Raw genomic sequence first — 17,476 nt, 5'->3', positions numbered from 1 at the left:
AGACGATATTACTCTCCTTCCAGTTCCTTCGCCTCAGCTATGTTTGACGATGATCAAGCCGGCCATTCCCTGCCGACAGGCGTCAATGACCATTCTGTTTTTTGGTCTCCAGGTTCAGCCCATGGCCGATCCAGGTCACGCTCAGCGCCGACAGGAAAATCGCCAGACCGGGTGCGATGACGAGAATGGGCATGCGCTCCGCATAGGCCTGGGCATCGGCGAGCATCAGCGCCCAGTCGGCGGCCGGCGGCTGCACGCCGAGACCCAGAAACGACAGGCCGCCCACCGTGATCAGCTTGTGGCCAAAACGCAGGAACGCCACGGCCGCAATCGGCCAGATCGTATTCGGAATGATATGCCGGAAGATGATGAAGCGCCGCGTGCAGCCAAGTACTTCCGCCGCGCGGATATATTCGCGGGAATTGATCGACAGCGTCAGCCCGCGCGCCAGACGCGCAAAGGGTGTCCAGCCGACAATCGTCAGCGATGCGATCAGGGTTCCATATCCCGGCCCGAAGATGGCGACCAGGAAGATGGCAATCACCACGTCCGGAATGGCGATGAGCAGGTCGACCACGCGCATCAGGACTTCGTCGAGGATACCGCGGCTGCGGCCGCTGATGATGCCGACAAAGGTGCCGATGGCGACCGAGAGAATGACGGTGATGGCGGCAATCGTGACCGTGAAACGGCCGCCGATCAGCAACCGGCTGAGCACGTCGCGACCGAGATGGTCCGTTCCCAGCCAGTAGGTGGCGCCTGGCGCATTCAGCCGCAGGCGAAGGTTCTGCTGTGCGGGATTATACGGCGATATCCATGGCGCGATGACCAGCAGCAGGATGATGACGAGAAAGATCGCCGATCCCGCATAGAAGGTCCAATGCCGTCGGCTGATGAAGTCCGTGAACCGGCTGAAGGCCGACGGGCGCTTGGGGGTGGCGGTCATTGGCGTGTTGATCATGGGCGTATTGCTCAGGGGCGTATTGCTCAGGGGCAAGGCGGCTACCGGCGCGCTCGGGAACTGGCTAATGGTCATTGTGACCTCGCATTGCTGGATTGATCAGGACATAAAAGCCGTCGGCCAGGGTATTGATCAGGATGGACAGGGCGACGATGCAGATGAAACCACCCTGCAGCATCGGGATGTCGCGATTGACCACGGCATCATAAAGAAGCCGACCCATGCCTGGAATGGCGAAGATGACTTCCACGACCACTGAGCCGCCAAGCAGGCCCGCGAGCCACAATGCAAAGAAGGTGACGACGGGCAGCGAGCCGTTGCGGACACCGTGCCGCAGGACCGTGCTATGCATGCCGAGACCCCGGCTGCGAGCGGCAGTGATATAGGGCGCGCGCAGAACCTCGGCCATCGCCGCGCGTGTCACCTGCGTGAAATAAGCGAGCGGGCGCAGCGTCAGGGTCAAGGCGGGAAGCACCAGCGATCGCCAGCTGTCCCATCCCGCCGACGGCAACCAGCCGAGATAGAGCGCAAAGACCAGCGCCGACATGGGCGCGAACCAATATTCCGGCGTCGCAACGAAGGTCTGGATCATCAGTGTCGCGAAATTGTCGAGCCGCCCGCCCGGGCGCATCGCCGCCAGCGTGCCGAGCGGCAGCGCCACGGCGACCGCGATTGCCAGCGCCGTCAGCGCCAGCGTTACCGAAACGCCGAGGGAGCGCAGAAGCTCACCGGCCACCGGCTGGCTGCTGGTGAAGGAAAAGCCCAGATCGCCGCGCAGCGCGTTTGAGAGCCATGCGAAATATTGCACATAGAGCGGCCGGTCGAGCCCGAGACTCACTCTCAGCGCCTCGACCGCATGCGGATCGAGCGCGGTATCGCGCATGCGGGAAAACAGGATGGTGCGGGCCGGATCGCCACCCGCCATATAGGGCAAAAGAAACGCGATGACGGAAACGATCGTCAGCATCAGGCACAGAATAAGGAAGCGTTGCAATATCTGTATCCACATGGCCCGGTTTCCTTCACCACAATTGGCATTTGCTGCAATCGACGATCAGTTCCCGATGGGAACGGCTGTTTATTTCATGAGACGCGACAATTCCGTCGCCACGCCGGAGGTGCCCCTCAGCATTCCGGAGCGCTTGGGCACAACCGCTACCGGAACAAAATCGGGGTCTTCGGATTGCGCCAGATCCTGAATGATCGGGCAATCCGGCTCGCCATTGTCAGGGCAATAGGTTGCGAGATTTCGAAGCGTGTCGGCCATGTCGCGGAGCGAATGCATCTTCGCTTCCAGATCCACGACATGCTCCATGACGATGCGTTTGACATCGCAGGACGCGCCACCCGGATCGCGCCACAGCGTCATCAACTGCCTGATCTTTTCGATCGAGAAACCAAGGTCGCGTCCACGCCTGATGAAACGCAGCGTCTCCAGATCATTGGCCGTATAGACCCGATATCCGGAATCCGTGCGGTTTGCCGATTTGATCAGGCCGATCATCTCGTAATGACGGATCATCTTCGCAGAAACACCTGAGGCGGTGGCGGCTGTGCCGATATTCATGGATCCTGCTCCTATCTGTCCGGGGTGAAAAACACGTCTGCATGAATGTCGGCGGCGCGCATGCCCCGCGCCACCAGTTGCGGCACGGTTGCCTCGATCATCGCCGGCGGGCCCGCGAGATAGGCTTTCCAGCCGTCAAGGTCGTCAAAATCATCCGCCACCGCGTTGCCGACATAACCGCACCGCATCTGCGCATGTGGCTCATTGGAGAGAACCGGAACGAAGCTCAGATTGCCGTGGTGCGCGGTAAGCGCTTCGAAATACTCGACCATATAAAGATCGCGCAGGGCGCGGGCGCCGAAATAGACATGGACGGGGCGATCCCGGCCCGTCATTTGCCCCGTTGCAAGAGCAGCCTCGACAACCGCCTTGACCGGTGCCAGACCCGAGCCGCCGGCAATGCCAAGGATTGGCCCACAATGTTTTTCCCGCAGGAATGACGAGCCGAAAGGCCCCACCAAAGTGACAGGATCGCCCGCCTTGGCCTGCGCGAATATATGGCCGCTTGTCAGGCCGCCCGGCACGTGCCGGATGTGGAATTCGATCAACTCCTCGTCGATCCGGCTGGCGATGGAATAGTCGCGCGGCGAACAGTCCGGGTAAAGCAGACGCACATATTGGCCGGGTTTGAAGGTAAACTGCGCGCGATCGTCGAGCCTGATGCGGATGAGCTTGATATCATGTGTCGCATCCACGGCTTCCGCTACCACGCCCTCAAAGCGGCCGGTCGGAATATCGGCAAACTCATCCTCGCCGTTGAGCCAGCCGATCGTCACGTCGCTTAGCGGCACGGCGCGGCAGGCGAGCGTCAGGCCTTCCGCCTTTTCCTCTTCGGTCAATGAAAAGGGCGTGTGCTTGAGAAGATCGATCTCGCCGGAGACGAGGTGCGATTTGCAGGCGCCACAGCGGCCCATGCGACAGCCGTGCGGATAGGTGATGCCTGCAGCCAGCGCGGCCTGAAGCACGGTCTCGCCTTGCGCCGCCATTATGCTGCGTCCGATCTGCGGCAGATAGATTGTGTTGCCAGGCGTCATCATATCCGCCCTCCTATTCGGCCGCTGCGAGCTGCATGCCAGCCGCTTTGTCCACCAGCGGCGCACGGAAGCTTTTCAGGCGCAGCGCATTTGTCAGGACAAACACGCTGGAAAGCGCCATGGCTCCGGCGGCAAGGACAGGCGACAGCAGAACGCCGTTGACAGGATACAATATTCCGGCCGCAACGGGAACGAGTGCAGCGTTGTAGGCAAAGGCCCAGAACAGATTCTGGCCGATATTGCGGATGGTCGCCTTGGAGAGCGCGATGGCATTGGCAACGCCGCGAAGATCGCCCGACATCAGCACCACATCGGCGCTTTCAATCGCGACATCCGTGCCCGTGCCGATGGCAAGGCCGACATCAGCCGCGGCAAGCGCCGGCGCATCGTTGATGCCATCGCCAACAAAGGCGACGCGTCGCCCGCCAGCGGCCAGTCTCTTCACCGCCTCGACCTTGCCGTCCGGCAGCACTTCCGCCACCACTTCATCAATGCCAAGACGGCGAGCGATGGCTTCGGCAGTGCGGCGGTTGTCGCCGGTAATCATCGTGACCTTGAGACCCAGCGCATGCAGCGCCGCGATTGCTTCCGGCGTCGTCGGCTTTACCGGATCGGCAACAGCAATGATCACGGCCAACCTGCCATTGACGGCGGCATAAAGCGGCGACTGCCCTTCCCTGCCCAGCCGTTCGGCATCACCGGCGAACATGGAAACATCGTAACCGAGCTTCGTCATGAAGCGATCCGCACCCGCTTCGACCTTGCGGCCATCGACTATCGCCGCCACGCCGAAACCGGGGGTGGCCTCAAAGCTCTCCGCATTGGCAAGCGTCAGGCCGGCATGTTTCGCAGCCTCAACAATTGCCTCGGCGATCGGATGTTCGGAACGGTTTTCGAGTGAAGCAACGAGGCGCAGCACTTCATCCGCGTCGAACCCCTCAGTCGTGGTGAAATGCACCAGTTTCGGCTTGCCGAGCGTCAGCGTACCGGTCTTGTCGACGGCGATAACATCGGCATCACGCAGCGTCTGGAGCGCATCGCCACGCCTGAACAGCACACCCATCTCGGCAGCGCGGCCGGTGCCGACCATGATAGAGGTGGGCGTGGCAAGGCCCATGGCGCAGGGACAGGCGATGATGAGGACTGCAACAGCGTTGACAAGCGCGAAGGTCAAAGCCGGGTCCGGCCCGAACACGAACCAGACGATGAAGGTGGCGAGTGCGGCCAGCATCACCGCCGGCACGAACCAGTTGGTCACCTTGTCCACCAGCGCCTGAATGGGCAGCTTGTCGGCCTGCGCCTCCTCGACCATGCGGATGATCTGGGCGATCAGCGTATCTGCACCCACCTTCGTGGCGCGGAAGGTGAAGGAGCCATTACGGTTGACCGTGCCGCCGACGACTTCGGAACCCGCCGCTTTGGTCACCGGGATCGGTTCACCTGTTATCATCGATTCATCGACATAGGAGGAGCCATCGATTACCAGGCCATCGACGGGCACCTTTTCGCCCGGACGGACAACGATCACGTCACCGGTCTGTACGTCCTGCAACGGCACATCGACGGTTTCGCCATTGCGCAGGACGCGGGCCGACTTGGCCTGCAGGCCGACCAGCCGCTTTATCGCCTCGCTGGTGCGACCCTTGGCGCGCGCCTCGAGAAAACGGCCGAGCAGGATGAGCGTGACGATAACGGCCGCCGCCTCATAATAGACATTGGCCGTGCCATGCGGCAGGATTTCCGGCAGGAAAGTGGCGACCACCGAAAATCCCCAGGCGGCGGCAGTGCCCAGCACGACAAGCGAATTCATGTCGGGTGCAAGCCGCAAAAGTGCGGGTATGCCCTTTTTGAAGAAGCGCAGACCGGGTCCGAAAAGAACAAGCGTGGTCAGCGCAAATTGCAGATACCAGCTTTCCCGCATGCCGACCGTTTCCATCACGAAATCATGGATGGCGGGAACCAGATGCGAACCCATCTCCAGCACGAAGACCGGCAGTGTCAGGGCAACGGCAACGGCAAGGCTGATTTTCAGACCGCGCAATTCGGTTTCGCGTCGGTCCGGCTCATCACCCTTGGCTTTGTCCGTGGCGATTTCGCTTGCCTTGTAGCCAGCCTGGCTGATTGCTTCGGCCAGTCTGGCGGCAGAGACGGTATTGCCAGCAACGCGGACAGTGGCGCGTTCCGTGGCCAGATTGACGCTTGCACCGGAGACACCGGCGACAGTCTTCAGCGCCTTCTCCACGCGCCCGACGCAGGAGGCACAGGTCATACCCTCAATATCGAGTTCGATGGTTTTTTCGTCGACGCCATAACCCGCATTCCGCACGGCTGCGATGACAGCCATCACATCGGGCGGGCCGGAAAAGGCAATATCGGCGCGCTCGGTCGCGAGATTGACCGAGGCCTTGAGAACCCCCGGCACCCTGGCAATCGCCTTCTCGACACGACCGACGCAGGAGGCGCATGTCATGCCATCGATCGCAATCTGATGGCTTGCCCGGATCTCTGTTTGTGACATGCGTATGACCCCTCTTTTCTTTATATCGAAAAAGATAGGGCTTCCCATCGTGGCAAGGTCAATAGGTTCTTTTTGATGATTTTCAAGAAGAGATGACACGCACGTGAACGGGCGTTTTTACGCCGGCTCAGGACTTGAGGTAGGGGAATAAATCAAAGGGAAGTTGGTGCGGACGGCGGGACTTGAACCCGCAAGACCAATGGTCGGCAGATTTTAAGTCTGCTGCGTCTACCGATTTCGCCACGTCCGCATTGCCGCGCCGCTTGCCAATCCGGCTCCGGCGCTGCAACTTGCTTCGTCATTATTCGGTGCAGGATTAAATAGTTCCGATCCCGAATGCCGACAGCGCCTCATCTACACAGGCAGAACGGTTGCGGTCAACGGGGCCTCAGCCACACCAGGACTGATTTTTTGCAGATGCCGGATGTGCCAGTCCTTCGCGGACGAGCTGATCGGCAAAGGAGACACCCGAACGCGAAAGCCGTTTGCGTTCCATGGCTTGCCCGCTGGCACCTGCGGAAGAGGCAACATCGAAGGTACCGGCATTCAGCATGTCGCGGAGCCTGACCTTGGCGACGAAACCGCGCTGGCGTTCTTCCATGCAGCGCGCCCGGTCGATCTGCGGAACCTCGATGCCGGCAAGCTGCATTTTCACGCCCTTCATCCAGAAGGTGTTGCCGTCGGCCACGCAGTTGTTAAGCCCGGAACGGCCACAAAAGGCAAAGGCACCGCTCTTTTCACCGATCGAGATTTTTTCGACCGTGGGACGGGTTTCCGGCAGGATGGCTGCGACCTGGCTCTGCGAAGACGTGGATGGCATGGCGATGGAGCGTGGTGGCACCGGCCCGTTGCCGGGCGAAACCGCCGATGCAGGCCGAATGCTCGCCACTTTTTCCGGCGCGGCCGCCTCACGTTTTGCTGCGGTTGCAAGTTTTGGAGAATTCGCTGTCGCGGATGTCGCCTTCGCAACATGACGTTGCGGCAGGAAACTGTCGCGATATTCGTAAGCCTGAATGCCACCGGCGACGACGCCCAGCATCAGCACCCAGGGCCAGACGCTGCCACCAGCCGATTTCTTCGCCGTGCGGCGTCGCCCTGTCGATTTTCGATTGCTCACGATCGGACTCCTTCTTTACGGAGCCGCATTATCGGCCAAAGGAGTTTCCGAAAGGTTGGCATTTTAGAGCATTCGCGTTTTCCTCGAATCGAGAAAACGCTCTAACTCTTTGTTTTGACGCGTTTCCAGACGGAGAACCGCGGTTCACTTTTCCTGGAAATGCTCGAACAGACCTGTGGATAAACGATCAGCGAACCTGATCGAGAAGTCGCTTGCATTCGAGCAGATCGAACAGGGCTTCCTGAAGCAGCGCCTGATCATCCTTGCCGATGCCCGACTTGCCGACCGATATTTCCGCATCGCTGCCGCCGCCACCGAAGCCGAAGAAACGGCCGCTTGGCTTGGCCTTCGGGCGGCCGACCACCTCGTCGCCATCGGTATCGATGACGCGCGGTTCGGCGACTTCCTTCTCGCCACTCGCCGCCATGATGGCTTCCATGGTCGCGAGATCACCCGAGGCAATGGCCGCCACGAAACGGTTGCCATTGGCTTTCAGCAGCTTCTGCACGCCCTTGATGGTATAACCGTGGTCATAAAGAAGGTGACGAATGCCTTTGAGGAGATCGATATCGTCAGGGCGGTAATAACGGCGGCCCCCGCCCCGTTTCATCGGCTTGATCTGCGGAAAGCGTGTTTCCCAGAAACGCAGCACGTGCTGCGGCAGGTTCAGCTCATCCGCCACTTCACTGATGGTCCGAAACGCGTCGGGGCTTTTGTCCAAATTTCCACTCCCATCCGGACCTGGAGCGCCATGCATCCAGCCGGTGCTGAACAGAACGCCTATCACCCGCCGAACATTCAACCGTCGCGAAAACCGTATCCGATCTTCACGCCGATGCCCGTTACGGCAAGATACCAATTACTAAAATTGATTATGATGCGAGTCGACTGGATTTCAACGGCTTGCACGTTGAAATTCAAGCATGTTCACAAGAAGAATGGGGAAAAGGGCTTGCCATATGGCAAAAATGCCGTGCCGCAGCCGGCTTACGCCCCGGCCTTTTGACCCTTTTGCTTGGCCTTGCGGGCCGTGTGCGCCTTGAGAATACGCTGCTTCAGCACATTCGACGCCTTGAAGGTCATCACCCGGCGCGGCGAAATCGGAACTTCCTCACCCGTTTTCGGGTTGCGGCCGATACGCTCGTTCTTTTCCCGGATCTGGAAGGTCGCGAAGGACGAAAGCTTGACGACCTCACCACGGGTGATTGCGTTGCAAATCTCGTCGATGATCGTCTCGACCAGTTCTGCGGATTCGGTGCGGGACAGCCCGACTTTACGAAACACAGATTCTGCAAGATCTGCGCGTGTCACTGTCTTCCCGGCCATTTTTCCCCACAAACCGTGTCTGAATTTTTCTCTAGGAGCCGCCGAGATTATTTCCCTTGTGGCGACCGGTCAAGGGATTGTTCCAGATTCATTTGAGGCTTTCGGCAATCAGTGCAAGGGCTTAGGGCGCTTGGTGCAGATTTGCCGCAACGACAGGGTGCTCAGGCGCAACGGATCAGGCCTCGACTGCGAAAAACACAACCGATTTCGCGTCAACGCCTGCCCGCGCAATGAATTTACCGTTACCAGCGCAGCAGCACCGCACCCCAGGTGAAACCGCCGCCCATGGCCTCCAGCATGACCAGATCGCCCTTCTTGATGCGACCGTCGCTGGCCGCAACGGCCAGCGCCAGCGGAATGGATGCTGCCGAGGTATTGCCGTGCTTGTCGACGGTAATGACCACCTTTTCCGGATCGATATTGAGCTTCTTCGCCGATCCGTCGATGATGCGCTTGTTGGCCTGATGCGGCACGAGCCAGTCGAGATCATCCGCCGTCGTGCCGGTTGCTTCGAAAGCCTGCTCGATGACGTCGGTGATCATGCCGACGGCATGCTTGAATACTTCGCGGCCTTCCATGCGCAGATGGCCGACGGTGCCAGTCGTCGAAGGCCCGCCATCGACATAAAGCTTTTCCTTGTGCGAACCGTCGGACCGCAGCTGCGCGGTCAGGATGCCGCGATCGTCAGAGGTCCCCTCGCCTTCGCCAGCTTCCAGAACAAGAGCGCCGGCGCCATCGCCGAACAGAACGCAGGTGGTGCGGTCTTTCCAGTCGAGGATGCGCGAGAATGTTTCAGAGCCGATGACCAGAACGCGCTTGGCCATGCCACCGCGAATATAAAGATCGGCGGTCGAGACGGCATAGACGAAACCGGAACAGACGGCCTGCATGTCGAAGGCGAAACCATGGGTCATGCCGAGACGATTCTGGATGTTCACCGCCGTTGCCGGAAAGGTGTTGTCCGGAGTGGAGGTCGCCAGAATGATGAGGTCGATATCATCAGGGGTCAGGCCAGCATTGTCGAGCGCAGCACGGGCCGCAGCTTCACCGAGCGAAGCGGTCGTTTCGCCTTCGCCGGCGATATAGCGCTGCCGGATGCCGGTGCGCTGCACGATCCATTCGTCGGATGTCTCGACGACACCTTCGATTTCGCTGTTGGTCATCACACGCTTCGGAAGCGCTGCCCCGAAACCACGGACTATAGAGCGGATCATTCCCTTATTCCTCGTCAGCCACGAGAGCTTCGGGCGCCGGGGGCGGAAGCCGTCTTGCGTGGTAAATTTTCAGATCATTTTCAATCTTGGCCGTCAGGCCGTTATGAACCATGTCGTAGCCGACATCCACGGCGGAGGCAAAACCGATGGCATCAGTGCCGCCATGGCTCTTGATGACAATGCCGTTCAGGCCGAGAAACACGCCACCATTGACCTTGCGCGGGTCCATCTTTTCCCTGAGCACGTCAAAGGCGCTTTTCGCCAGGACATAACCGATCTTCGCAAAGAAGCTGCGGGAAATCGCCTCACGCAGCAGCGTGGTGATCTGGCGTGCCGTGCCTTCGGCGGCCTTGAGCGCGATATTGCCGGTGAAACCTTCGGTCACCACCACATCCACCGTGCCCTTGCCGATATCATCGCCTTCAACGAAACCGCGATAGTCGATGGTACCGAGGTCAGCCTCGCGGATCAGCCGTCCGGCCTCGCGCACCTCTTCCTGACCCTTGACCTCCTCGACGCCGACATTCAGCAGGCCGACGGTCGGACGGTCGATATCGAACAGGGCACGCGCCATGGCGCCGCCCATAAGGGCGAAATCCAGCAATTGCTGGGAATCGGCACCGATCGTTGCGCCGACATCGAGAACGATGCTCTCACCCTTCAAAGTCGGCCAGATGCCGGCGATGGCCGGACGTTCCACCCGCGCCATGGTGCGCAAACAGAATTTGGCCATGGCCATCAGCGCGCCGGTATTGCCGGCGGAGACGACGACATCCGCCTCGCCAAGCTTCACGGCCTCGATGGCGCGCCACATGCTTGAGACATAGCGGCCGCGACGAAGCGCCTGGCTCGGCTTTTCGTCCATGGCGACCGAGACTTCACAATCGTGAAAGACCGACTTTTCCCGAAGCGCGGGATATTGTGCCAGAATGGGGTCGCATTTGCTCTTCTGCCCATAGAGCAGAAAAGTTACATCGTTGTGCCGTTCAAGCGCCTTGGCGGCACCGGGTATGGCAACATCTGGGCCGAAATCGCCACCCATGACGTCAATTGCAATTCTGATCACTCGTCCCTTATCCTTTTTGCCGCCACTCAAGCGGATTTTGCGCGAAAATACCTTTTCCGGCTTTTGTTACAATAAAATTATTTCAGCCCAACCGGGCCATTCAGTCTTTTTTCCAATCTTTTAACGCGGCGAAAGGCGACGGGCGCTTTTCTTCTTCCGGCTCCTTGTCTGCGGTTTCTGGAAATTCCGCATCCGGCTTGCGCGGATAGGGGTCGATCGCCAGGGCAGCGAATTCGGCAACCGCAGCGCCGACATCGATGCTGTCGCCGGTGAACTGGTCGGGGATGTCAGGACCATCGGGGTCGAGTACGATCTCGCCTTCCTCATTGGTGACCATCCGCGCCAGCTTCGATCCCTCCGGCACAAAAATATGCTCAACAGGTTCGTCGATCTTGCTCGTGACCGGCTCCAGCGTCACGACGCAGGACTGGGTCACGGCCGCATGCACCTCGCCCTTGATCTTCACGCCGTCCTTCTTCCAACGGGTAACCTGCAATTCCGCCTTCAGATATTCGACAGAAACCACATTCCAGAATTTCGCCAGCGCCTTCAGCTCCTCGGCGTTGGCTTCCAGACCAATCCTGACGGGATTGGCGGAAATATGGCCTACCTTTACGGGATAGGAAAAAGGCAGGTCGTCATTTGCGGCGTGTCGCGTGTTCATGGTGAACCTCATCGTCCAGGCAAGGGCAGCGTCAGGCTTCCGGTTGCTATTGTTTCTTCGGAGACGGCGGAAAGGGCCGAAGAGGCTTCCATCATCCAGCCTGCCAGCCCGTCCAGCGCCGGCGCCGTCTCGTCTGCCTGCGGATATATATTGCGCCGAAGCGCTGCGGCAAGGGCAACGGGGTCGGATGCGTCCAGCGCCGCCGCATAGGATTCGAGCCGCCCGTAAAACATGCCGGCGAATTTCTTCATGCGTTTCGGCACGCCCTGGTCACCGATACCGAGTTCACGGATGGAATGATCGATATCCTGAAAAAAGGCGTCAACGATCTCCTGCGCGATCTCCTGACCGCTGACCCCGGAGGACTTGGTGCGACGGAAATAGAGAATCATGATGACCGACAGCATCTCGAAACGGCCCATCACGGTATCGGGAACGCCGAGATCGAGATAAAAACCGGGCGTGCGGGCGGCCGCCGTCAAGGTCTCATATTGCCGGTCGACTATGGCGCGATTGTTGTTTTTCTTCTTGAAGAGCCCGAATATCATCGTTTTTTTCCGAACGTGACCGGTGAATTCACTTACCGCCCCTCGCACTTGTTGCATGATCGTCAAAGCTGGTTTACCGAAGCATCCACGAATTGCAATGCTGTCGCGGTCACGTTCGTCTTTCGGCTGAAACAGTCGAAGAGAACCGGAGGAGTTCCAAAAGACCGGGAAAGCATTGAATTTGGGGGGTGATCGGGATTTTCCGTCCCCGGATTGACACAATCATGTGCACAGACACTGTGCACCACGCAATGCCGGAAGGTGCCATTCATGATCGCAGTCGGGGAAAAGCAGTTGAGCAAGCAGAAATCCGCAAGTCACGGCAAAATTCTGAGCAAGACGGCCATCGCAATCGTGCTCGCATCCGGCCTGCTTTCCGCCTGCACCAGCACCACCGATGTGTTCCACAACGGCTACGTCATGGACGAGCAGTCGCTCCAGCTGATCCCGGAAGGCTCCAGCCGCGAACAGGTTCTGTTGACCATGGGCACGCCCTCCACCACGGCGACCTTCGGCAACGAGGTGTTCTATTACATCTCGCAGAAGCGCGTGCGCCGCGCCGCCTTCATGAAGCCGACGCTGGTCGAGCAGAACATTCTCGCCATCTATTTCAACAAGGACGGCGTGATTGAACGCAAGGCAAATTACGCGCTGCAGGACGGCAAGGTCTTCGACACGATTTCGCGCACCACCCCGACGGGCGGCAAGGATCTCACCTTCCTGCAGCAGCTGCTCTCCGGCGGCACCTCGGGCGCCAACATCGCCAAGAGCATTCTCGGCCAGGGCAACAACACGCCCTGACCGGCAGGCAAAAGCATTCGCAAAATCAAAGGCCCGAGGATTGCTCCCCGGGCCTTTTTTTGTGTGTCAGGCATCAAGCTTTCAGTGGGCAAGAATTGCCAGCAGCAGCAGCGCCACGATATTGGTGATCTTGATGGCCGGATTGACGGCGGGGCCGGCGGTGTCCTTATAGGGGTCGCCGACGGTATCACCCGTCACCGACGCCTTGTGGGCGTCCGAACCCTTGACGTGGCGCACGCCGTCCTTGTCGATGAAACCATCCTCGAAGCTCTTCTTGGCATTATCCCAGGCGCCACCGCCTGATGTCATGGAAATCGCCACGAACAGGCCGTTGATGATGACGCCGAGCAACGATGCCCCGAGTGCGGCAAAGGCTGACGCCTTGGAGCCCGAGATCAGCAGCACGCCAAAATAAACGACGAGAGGGGCGAGAACCGGCAGAAGCGACGGGATGATCATTTCCCGGATCGCCGCTTTCGTCAGCAGATCGACCGCCCTGCCGTAGTCAGGCTTTTCCGTGCCCGCCATGATGCCGGGTTTTTCGCGGAACTGACGACGTACCTCCTCGACGATGGCACCTGCCGCCTTGCCCACCGCCGTCATGGCGATGCCGCCGAAGAGGTAGGGGATAAGGCCACCGAACAGCAGACCGGCAACGACATAAGGATTGGCAAGGCTGAAGGAAATCTCGCCCATGTCCTTGAAGTAGGGATAGGTATCGCCATTGGCGGCGAAATAGGACAGGTCGTTGGCATAGGCGGCAAACAGCACCAGCGCGCCGAGGCCGGCAGAGCCGATGGCATAACCCTTGGTCACCGCCTTGGTGGTGTTGCCGACTGCATCCAGCGCGTCGGTCGCCTTGCGCACATCCGGATCAAGGCCGGCCATCTCGGCAATGCCGCCGGCATTGTCCGTGACCGGGCCGAAAGCGTCGAGCGCCACGATCATGCCGGCAAGGCCAAGCATGGCGGTGACCGCGATGCCGGTGCCGAACAGGCCGCCGAGCTGGTAAGTGCCGATGATGCCACCGACGATGACGATGGCCGGCAGCGCCGTCGATTCCAGGGAGACGGCAAGCCCCTGGATGACGTTGGTGCCGTGGCCGGTAACCGATGCCTGGGCGATGGAGTTGACCGGGCGCTTGTTGGTGCCGGTATAATATTCGGTGATGACGACGATCAGCGCCGTGACGACCAGGCCGACCAGCCCGCAAAGGAAGAGGTTGGTGCCGGTAATTTCCATTCCGGCGACCGTGCCTATCGTTCCCCAGCCAACCGTTGCATAGGTTGCGACCGCAAGACCGGCGACCGAGAAGATGCCGGTGGCGATAAGCCCCTTATAGAGCGCGCCCATGATGGAATTGTTGGTGCCAAGCTTGACGAAGAAGGTACCGGCAATCGAGGTCAGGATGCAGGCGCCGCAGATCGCCAGCGGATAGGCCATGGCGCTTTCCAGGATCGGCGTTCCGGCAAAGAAGATCGCGGCGAGAACCATCGTCGCAACAACGGAGACGGCATAGGTCTCGAACAGGTCGGCCGCCATGCCGGCGCAATCGCCGACATTATCACCGACATTGTCGGCAATGGTTGCCGGGTTGCGCGGGTCATCCTCCGGAATGCCGGCCTCGACTTTGCCGACGAGGTCACCGCCGACATCGGCGCCCTTGGTGAAGATGCCGCCGCCGAGACGGGCGAAGATCGAAATCAGCGACGCGCCGAAGCCGAGCGACACCAGCGCGTCGATGACCGCGCGTGATCCGGGCGGATGGCCAAGGACCGAGGTCAGGATGTAATAATAGATGGAAACGCCAAGCAGCGCGAGGCCGGCAACCAGCATGCCGGTAATGGCGCCCGACTTGAAGGCGATATCAAGGCCGGCGCCAAGGCTGTGGGATGCGGCCTGCGCGGTGCGCAGATTGGCGCGCACGGAAACATGCATGCCGACGAAACCGGCAACGCCGGACAGCACCGCGCCGATAACGAAACCGATGGCCGCGATGGCCGACAGCAGATACCAGGCAAGAACGGCGACGATCAATCCGACGATGGCGATGGTGAGATATTGACGGGTGAGATAAGCCTGCGCACCTTCACGGATAAAACCTGCTATTTCACGCATACGCTCGTTGCCCTGATCGGCATCGAGAACGCTCTTGGTCGTCCACACCGCGTACACCACGGACAGGACCCCACATAAAATCACTAACGGTATTACGGTCATGCGCACTTACCTCCCAAAAGGCCGGGTCTCACTCCCTCCCCGGCGCGGCGAACCATGTGCAAGGACATGGGCGTTCACACGCGCACCAGGTCCTGTCGGGGCCGTTTATTCCCCTCCCAAGGAAAAACGGCCTGCGCGGCAAGATTGCGTTGGCGAAAGGTGCGGCGTCAAGCCCACAAATTTGCCTGAAACATGAAAGGGGTAGAGAAGGAGCGCGACCTTACGCGGCGGTTTTGCGCTGCCTCAGCAGCAGCGAGAGGACGAGCAGCAGGCAAAGGCCCGCAACCGGCCAGATGACGAGGTTCATCACCGACCAGCCCCATGCCGTAAACACCTTGCCGGAAGAGAAGGACGAGAGCGCTACCGTGCCGAACAGCACGATATCGTGGAAGCCCTGCACCTTGTCCGCCTCATGCGGGCGATAGCTTGACGTGATGATGGCGGTTGCGCCGATAAAACCGAAATTCCAGCCAAGCCCGAGCAGGATGAGCGCGGCCCAGAAGTTCCACAATTCGATGCCCATATGGGCGATGACGGCGCAGGCCATCAGCACGGTGAGGCCGAATGCAACGATTTTTTCCGCACCGAATCGGGAAATCAGCATGCCGGTGAAGAAGCTCGGCGCGAACATGGCCAGAACGTGCCACTGGATGCCGAGCGTGGCAAGTTCTGTGGGGAAACCGCAGCCGACGACCATGGCAAGCGGCGCACCGGTCATCATGAAGGTCATCAGCGCATAAGAACCGATACCGCAGACCATGCCGGTGATGAAACGCTGGGTGCGGACGATTTCCGACAGCGGACGCGCGGCCTCCGTATGGGTGGATGCTGCCTTCGGGTCGGGCAATTTCAGGAAAGCCAGAATGGCGATCGAGACGAGGCCGAGCGGCACCAGTGCGATGAACGCGCCGGCAAAAGTGACCGGTGCGAGCAGATCCTTGCCGAGGATAGCCAGTTGCGGCCCGACGATGGCCGAAATGATGCCGCCTGCCAGAATCCAGGAAATAGCCTTCGGCTTGTAAAAGGATGGCGATGCGTCGGCTGCGGCGAAACGGATTTTTTGCGTGAAGCCGCCTGAGATACCGATCAGCACCAGACCGAGAGCAAACAGCCAGAAATCCTTGCGGAAGAGCGCGACTGCGGCGATACCGCCGCCGATCGAGCACATCAGCGCGCCGACCATGAAACCAGCCTTGCGGCCGAGGAAGCGGGATGCCGCCGCAACGCAGATGGCGCCGAGCGCCACGCCGATATTGAAGCCGGTGAGCGGCGCGGTTGCCAGCGACTTGTCGGCACCGAGCAGCTGATAACCGGCAAGCGCGCCGACTGAAAAACTTAAGGGCGCGGCCGACCCCATGATCGCCTGCGCCATGGTGAGGAGGAAGACGTTGCGCTTGGCCTCGCCCAGTTGAACTTCAAGTCCGGGGACGGAAACGGCGCTCATGTCTTCCTCACCTAATGTATTTTAGCGTTTTGCCTCGCCGCGCACCTGCTTGGCGATGCGGTCAAGCACCGCATTCACCAGCTTCGGCTCGTCGTGTTCGAAGAAAGCGCGGGCGATTTCAACATATTCCGTGACGATGACGGCGACCGGTACGTCATTGCGCTCAAGGATCTCGAAGGTGCCGGCGCGAAGAATGGCGCGCACGGTGGCATCGAGACGCGACAGCGGCCAGTCTTCCAGAAGGGCGGAACGCACCAGGGGGTCGATCTTCGTCTGGTCACGGACGACGCCGGAGACGATGGAGCGGAACCACGACGGATCGGCCTTCAGATAGGTATCGCCATCGACTTCCTGACCGAGACGGTGCGCCTCATATTCGGCCACCACTTCCATCACGCCGGTGCCGCCGACATCCATCTGGTAAAGCGCCTGCACGGCCGCAAGGCGGGCCGCGCCGCGCTGGTTGGCCGGCTTTACCGAAGGCTGGCGCGGTTCGCCGCCATTATCAACGTTCGACATGCGCTCAGCCACCCAGTTTCTTCTTCAACTCGATCATGGTCAGCGCCGCACGGGCGGCAAAACCGCCCTTGTCCTTGTCGGAACGGCGCACGCGCGCCCAGGCCTGCTCGTCATTTTCAACGGTGAGGATACCGTTGCCGATCGGCAGCGATTCGCTGACGGCGAGATCCATCAGGGCGCGGGAGGATTCGTTGGAGACGATGTCGAAGTGGTAGGTCTCGCCGCGGATGACCATGCCGAGTGCGACGAAACCATCATATTCCGTACCGTCATTGTCGGCGCCATCAAGCGCCATGGCGATGGCGGCGGGGATTTCCAGCGCGCCGGGAACGGTGATGACGTCATAGGTGGCGCCGGCCTCATCAAGCGCGAACTTCGCGCCTTCGAGAAGGGCATCCGCCATATCGTCGTAAAAACGTGCTTCCACGATAAGAAGATGAGGTTTGGACATGTGAGGGTTCCTGGGGATTTTCCCGA

17 protein-coding genes and 1 tRNA gene are annotated in these 17,476 nt (G+C 60.0%); 1 reads left to right on the top strand and 17 read right to left on the bottom strand.

Annotated elements, in window-relative coordinates; all coding sequences use genetic code 11:
* Nucleotides 1–82: 82 nt before the first annotated feature.
* The 13 genes from QSV77_RS04185 to QSV77_RS04125 all read right to left on the bottom strand — a co-directional run bounded on the left by QSV77_RS04185 (nt 83) and on the right by QSV77_RS04125 (nt 12,015).
* On the bottom strand, nt 83–1,036 hold the full coding sequence (locus QSV77_RS04185) for an ABC transporter permease (RefSeq protein ID WP_302732617.1): 954 nt from the start codon (nt 1,034–1,036) through the stop codon (nt 83–85).
* Entirely contained in the window at nt 1,026–1,970 is a 945-nt protein-coding gene (locus tag QSV77_RS04180) for an ABC transporter permease (RefSeq protein WP_142839559.1), read from the bottom strand. Before QSV77_RS04180 ends, QSV77_RS04185 begins: the two co-directional genes overlap by 11 nt.
* Nucleotides 1,971–2,039: 69 nt before the next feature.
* Nucleotides 2,040–2,528: a Cu(I)-responsive transcriptional regulator gene (cueR, locus tag QSV77_RS04175; RefSeq protein WP_302732615.1), complete on the bottom strand. Its 489-nt coding sequence runs from the start codon at nt 2,526–2,528 to the stop codon at nt 2,040–2,042.
* An 11-nt stretch (nt 2,529–2,539) separates the two neighbouring features.
* Nucleotides 2,540–3,562 carry a 2Fe-2S iron-sulfur cluster-binding protein gene (locus tag QSV77_RS04170; protein ID WP_302733883.1) on the bottom strand — a complete coding sequence of 341 codons (1,023 nt, stop codon included), beginning with the start codon at nt 3,560–3,562 and terminating at the stop codon, nt 2,540–2,542.
* A gap of 13 nt (nt 3,563–3,575) precedes the next feature.
* Nucleotides 3,576–6,080 (bottom strand): heavy metal translocating P-type ATPase, encoded by a 2,505-nt coding sequence (locus QSV77_RS04165; protein ID WP_302732614.1) that lies wholly within the window; start codon nt 6,078–6,080, stop codon nt 3,576–3,578.
* 164 nt (nt 6,081–6,244) lie between these two features.
* Nucleotides 6,245–6,330: transfer RNA gene (locus QSV77_RS04160), tRNA-Leu, on the bottom strand.
* Nucleotides 6,331–6,468: 138 nt separating this feature from the next.
* Complete coding sequence (locus QSV77_RS04155) at nt 6,469–7,197, bottom strand: nuclease (RefSeq protein WP_302732613.1); 729 nt, start codon at nt 7,195–7,197, stop codon at nt 6,469–6,471.
* 187 nt (nt 7,198–7,384) lie between these two features.
* Complete coding sequence (locus QSV77_RS04150; RefSeq protein WP_035217793.1) at nt 7,385–7,918, bottom strand: MerR family transcriptional regulator; 534 nt, start codon at nt 7,916–7,918, stop codon at nt 7,385–7,387.
* A gap of 266 nt (nt 7,919–8,184) precedes the next feature.
* On the bottom strand, nt 8,185–8,523 hold the full coding sequence (locus tag QSV77_RS04145; protein ID WP_003502236.1) for an integration host factor subunit alpha: 339 nt from the start codon (nt 8,521–8,523) through the stop codon (nt 8,185–8,187).
* Nucleotides 8,524–8,765: 242 nt separating this feature from the next.
* Nucleotides 8,766–9,737 (bottom strand): beta-ketoacyl-ACP synthase III, encoded by a 972-nt coding sequence (locus QSV77_RS04140; RefSeq protein ID WP_269698161.1) that lies wholly within the window; start codon nt 9,735–9,737, stop codon nt 8,766–8,768.
* A gap of 4 nt (nt 9,738–9,741) precedes the next feature.
* Nucleotides 9,742–10,803, bottom strand: a complete 1,062-nt coding sequence (gene plsX, locus QSV77_RS04135) for a phosphate acyltransferase PlsX (protein WP_302732610.1) — start codon at nt 10,801–10,803, stop codon at nt 9,742–9,744.
* A 100-nt stretch (nt 10,804–10,903) separates the two neighbouring features.
* Nucleotides 10,904–11,467, bottom strand: coding sequence for a DUF177 domain-containing protein (locus tag QSV77_RS04130; RefSeq protein WP_269698163.1), 564 nt, complete (start codon nt 11,465–11,467; stop codon nt 10,904–10,906).
* 8 nt (nt 11,468–11,475) lie between these two features.
* Nucleotides 11,476–12,015, bottom strand: a complete 540-nt coding sequence (locus QSV77_RS04125) for a ubiquinol-cytochrome C chaperone family protein (RefSeq protein WP_269698165.1) — start codon at nt 12,013–12,015, stop codon at nt 11,476–11,478.
* Nucleotides 12,016–12,285: 270 nt separating this feature from the next.
* Between QSV77_RS04125 and QSV77_RS04120 the strand changes: the two genes are divergently transcribed.
* Nucleotides 12,286–12,816: an outer membrane protein assembly factor BamE gene (locus QSV77_RS04120; RefSeq protein WP_046798876.1), complete on the top strand. Its 531-nt coding sequence runs from the start codon at nt 12,286–12,288 to the stop codon at nt 12,814–12,816.
* An 81-nt stretch (nt 12,817–12,897) separates the two neighbouring features.
* Here QSV77_RS04120 and QSV77_RS04115 read toward each other — a convergent pair whose 3' ends face one another.
* From QSV77_RS04115 to QSV77_RS04100, 4 genes are all read right to left on the bottom strand, one after another.
* The gene (locus QSV77_RS04115; RefSeq protein WP_302732609.1) at nt 12,898–15,036 is read right to left on the bottom strand and encodes a sodium-translocating pyrophosphatase; all 2,139 of its coding nucleotides are present in this window, start codon (nt 15,034–15,036) and stop codon (nt 12,898–12,900) included.
* A 220-nt stretch (nt 15,037–15,256) separates the two neighbouring features.
* Nucleotides 15,257–16,480: an MFS transporter gene (locus QSV77_RS04110; RefSeq protein WP_302732608.1), complete on the bottom strand. Its 1,224-nt coding sequence runs from the start codon at nt 16,478–16,480 to the stop codon at nt 15,257–15,259.
* A 21-nt stretch (nt 16,481–16,501) separates the two neighbouring features.
* The gene (gene nusB, locus QSV77_RS04105) at nt 16,502–16,999 is read right to left on the bottom strand and encodes a transcription antitermination factor NusB (protein WP_046798873.1); all 498 of its coding nucleotides are present in this window, start codon (nt 16,997–16,999) and stop codon (nt 16,502–16,504) included.
* 4 nt (nt 17,000–17,003) lie between these two features.
* Nucleotides 17,004–17,450: a 6,7-dimethyl-8-ribityllumazine synthase gene (locus tag QSV77_RS04100; protein ID WP_020809943.1), complete on the bottom strand. Its 447-nt coding sequence runs from the start codon at nt 17,448–17,450 to the stop codon at nt 17,004–17,006.
* Between the last annotated feature and the right edge of the window lie 26 nt (nt 17,451–17,476).

This window comes from Agrobacterium sp. V1 (assembly GCF_030518355.1).
GTDB classification, from domain to species: Bacteria; Pseudomonadota; Alphaproteobacteria; order Rhizobiales; family Rhizobiaceae; genus Agrobacterium; species Agrobacterium cucumeris.
Note: the sequence above shows the minus strand (reverse complement) of the source record. Positions and strands in the feature narration are given on the sequence as shown.

What these genes read in the sequence shown, in the direction of transcription:
- QSV77_RS04130 (WP_269698163.1), bottom strand. Translation starts at nt 11,467, where the DNA reads ATGAACACGCGACACGCCGCAAATGACGACCTGCCTTTTTCCTATCCC.
- QSV77_RS04180 (WP_142839559.1), bottom strand. Translation starts at nt 1,970, where the DNA reads ATGTGGATACAGATATTGCAACGCTTCCTTATTCTGTGCCTGATGCTG.
- QSV77_RS04125 (WP_269698165.1), bottom strand. Translation starts at nt 12,015, where the DNA reads ATGATATTCGGGCTCTTCAAGAAGAAAAACAACAATCGCGCCATAGTC.
- QSV77_RS04120 (WP_046798876.1), top strand. Translation starts at nt 12,286, where the DNA reads ATGATCGCAGTCGGGGAAAAGCAGTTGAGCAAGCAGAAATCCGCAAGT.
- QSV77_RS04165 (WP_302732614.1), bottom strand. Translation starts at nt 6,080, where the DNA reads ATGTCACAAACAGAGATCCGGGCAAGCCATCAGATTGCGATCGATGGC.
- QSV77_RS04140 (WP_269698161.1), bottom strand. Translation starts at nt 9,737, where the DNA reads ATGATCCGCTCTATAGTCCGTGGTTTCGGGGCAGCGCTTCCGAAGCGT.
- QSV77_RS04145 (WP_003502236.1), bottom strand. Translation starts at nt 8,523, where the DNA reads ATGGCCGGGAAGACAGTGACACGCGCAGATCTTGCAGAATCTGTGTTT.
- nusB (WP_046798873.1), bottom strand. Translation starts at nt 16,999, where the DNA reads ATGTCGAACGTTGATAATGGCGGCGAACCGCGCCAGCCTTCGGTAAAG.
- QSV77_RS04115 (WP_302732609.1), bottom strand. Translation starts at nt 15,036, where the DNA reads ATGACCGTAATACCGTTAGTGATTTTATGTGGGGTCCTGTCCGTGGTG.
- QSV77_RS04185 (WP_302732617.1), bottom strand. Translation starts at nt 1,036, where the DNA reads ATGACCATTAGCCAGTTCCCGAGCGCGCCGGTAGCCGCCTTGCCCCTG.
- cueR (WP_302732615.1), bottom strand. Translation starts at nt 2,528, where the DNA reads ATGAATATCGGCACAGCCGCCACCGCCTCAGGTGTTTCTGCGAAGATG.
- QSV77_RS04110 (WP_302732608.1), bottom strand. Translation starts at nt 16,480, where the DNA reads ATGAGCGCCGTTTCCGTCCCCGGACTTGAAGTTCAACTGGGCGAGGCC.
- QSV77_RS04170 (WP_302733883.1), bottom strand. Translation starts at nt 3,562, where the DNA reads ATGACGCCTGGCAACACAATCTATCTGCCGCAGATCGGACGCAGCATA.
- QSV77_RS04100 (WP_020809943.1), bottom strand. Translation starts at nt 17,450, where the DNA reads ATGTCCAAACCTCATCTTCTTATCGTGGAAGCACGTTTTTACGACGAT.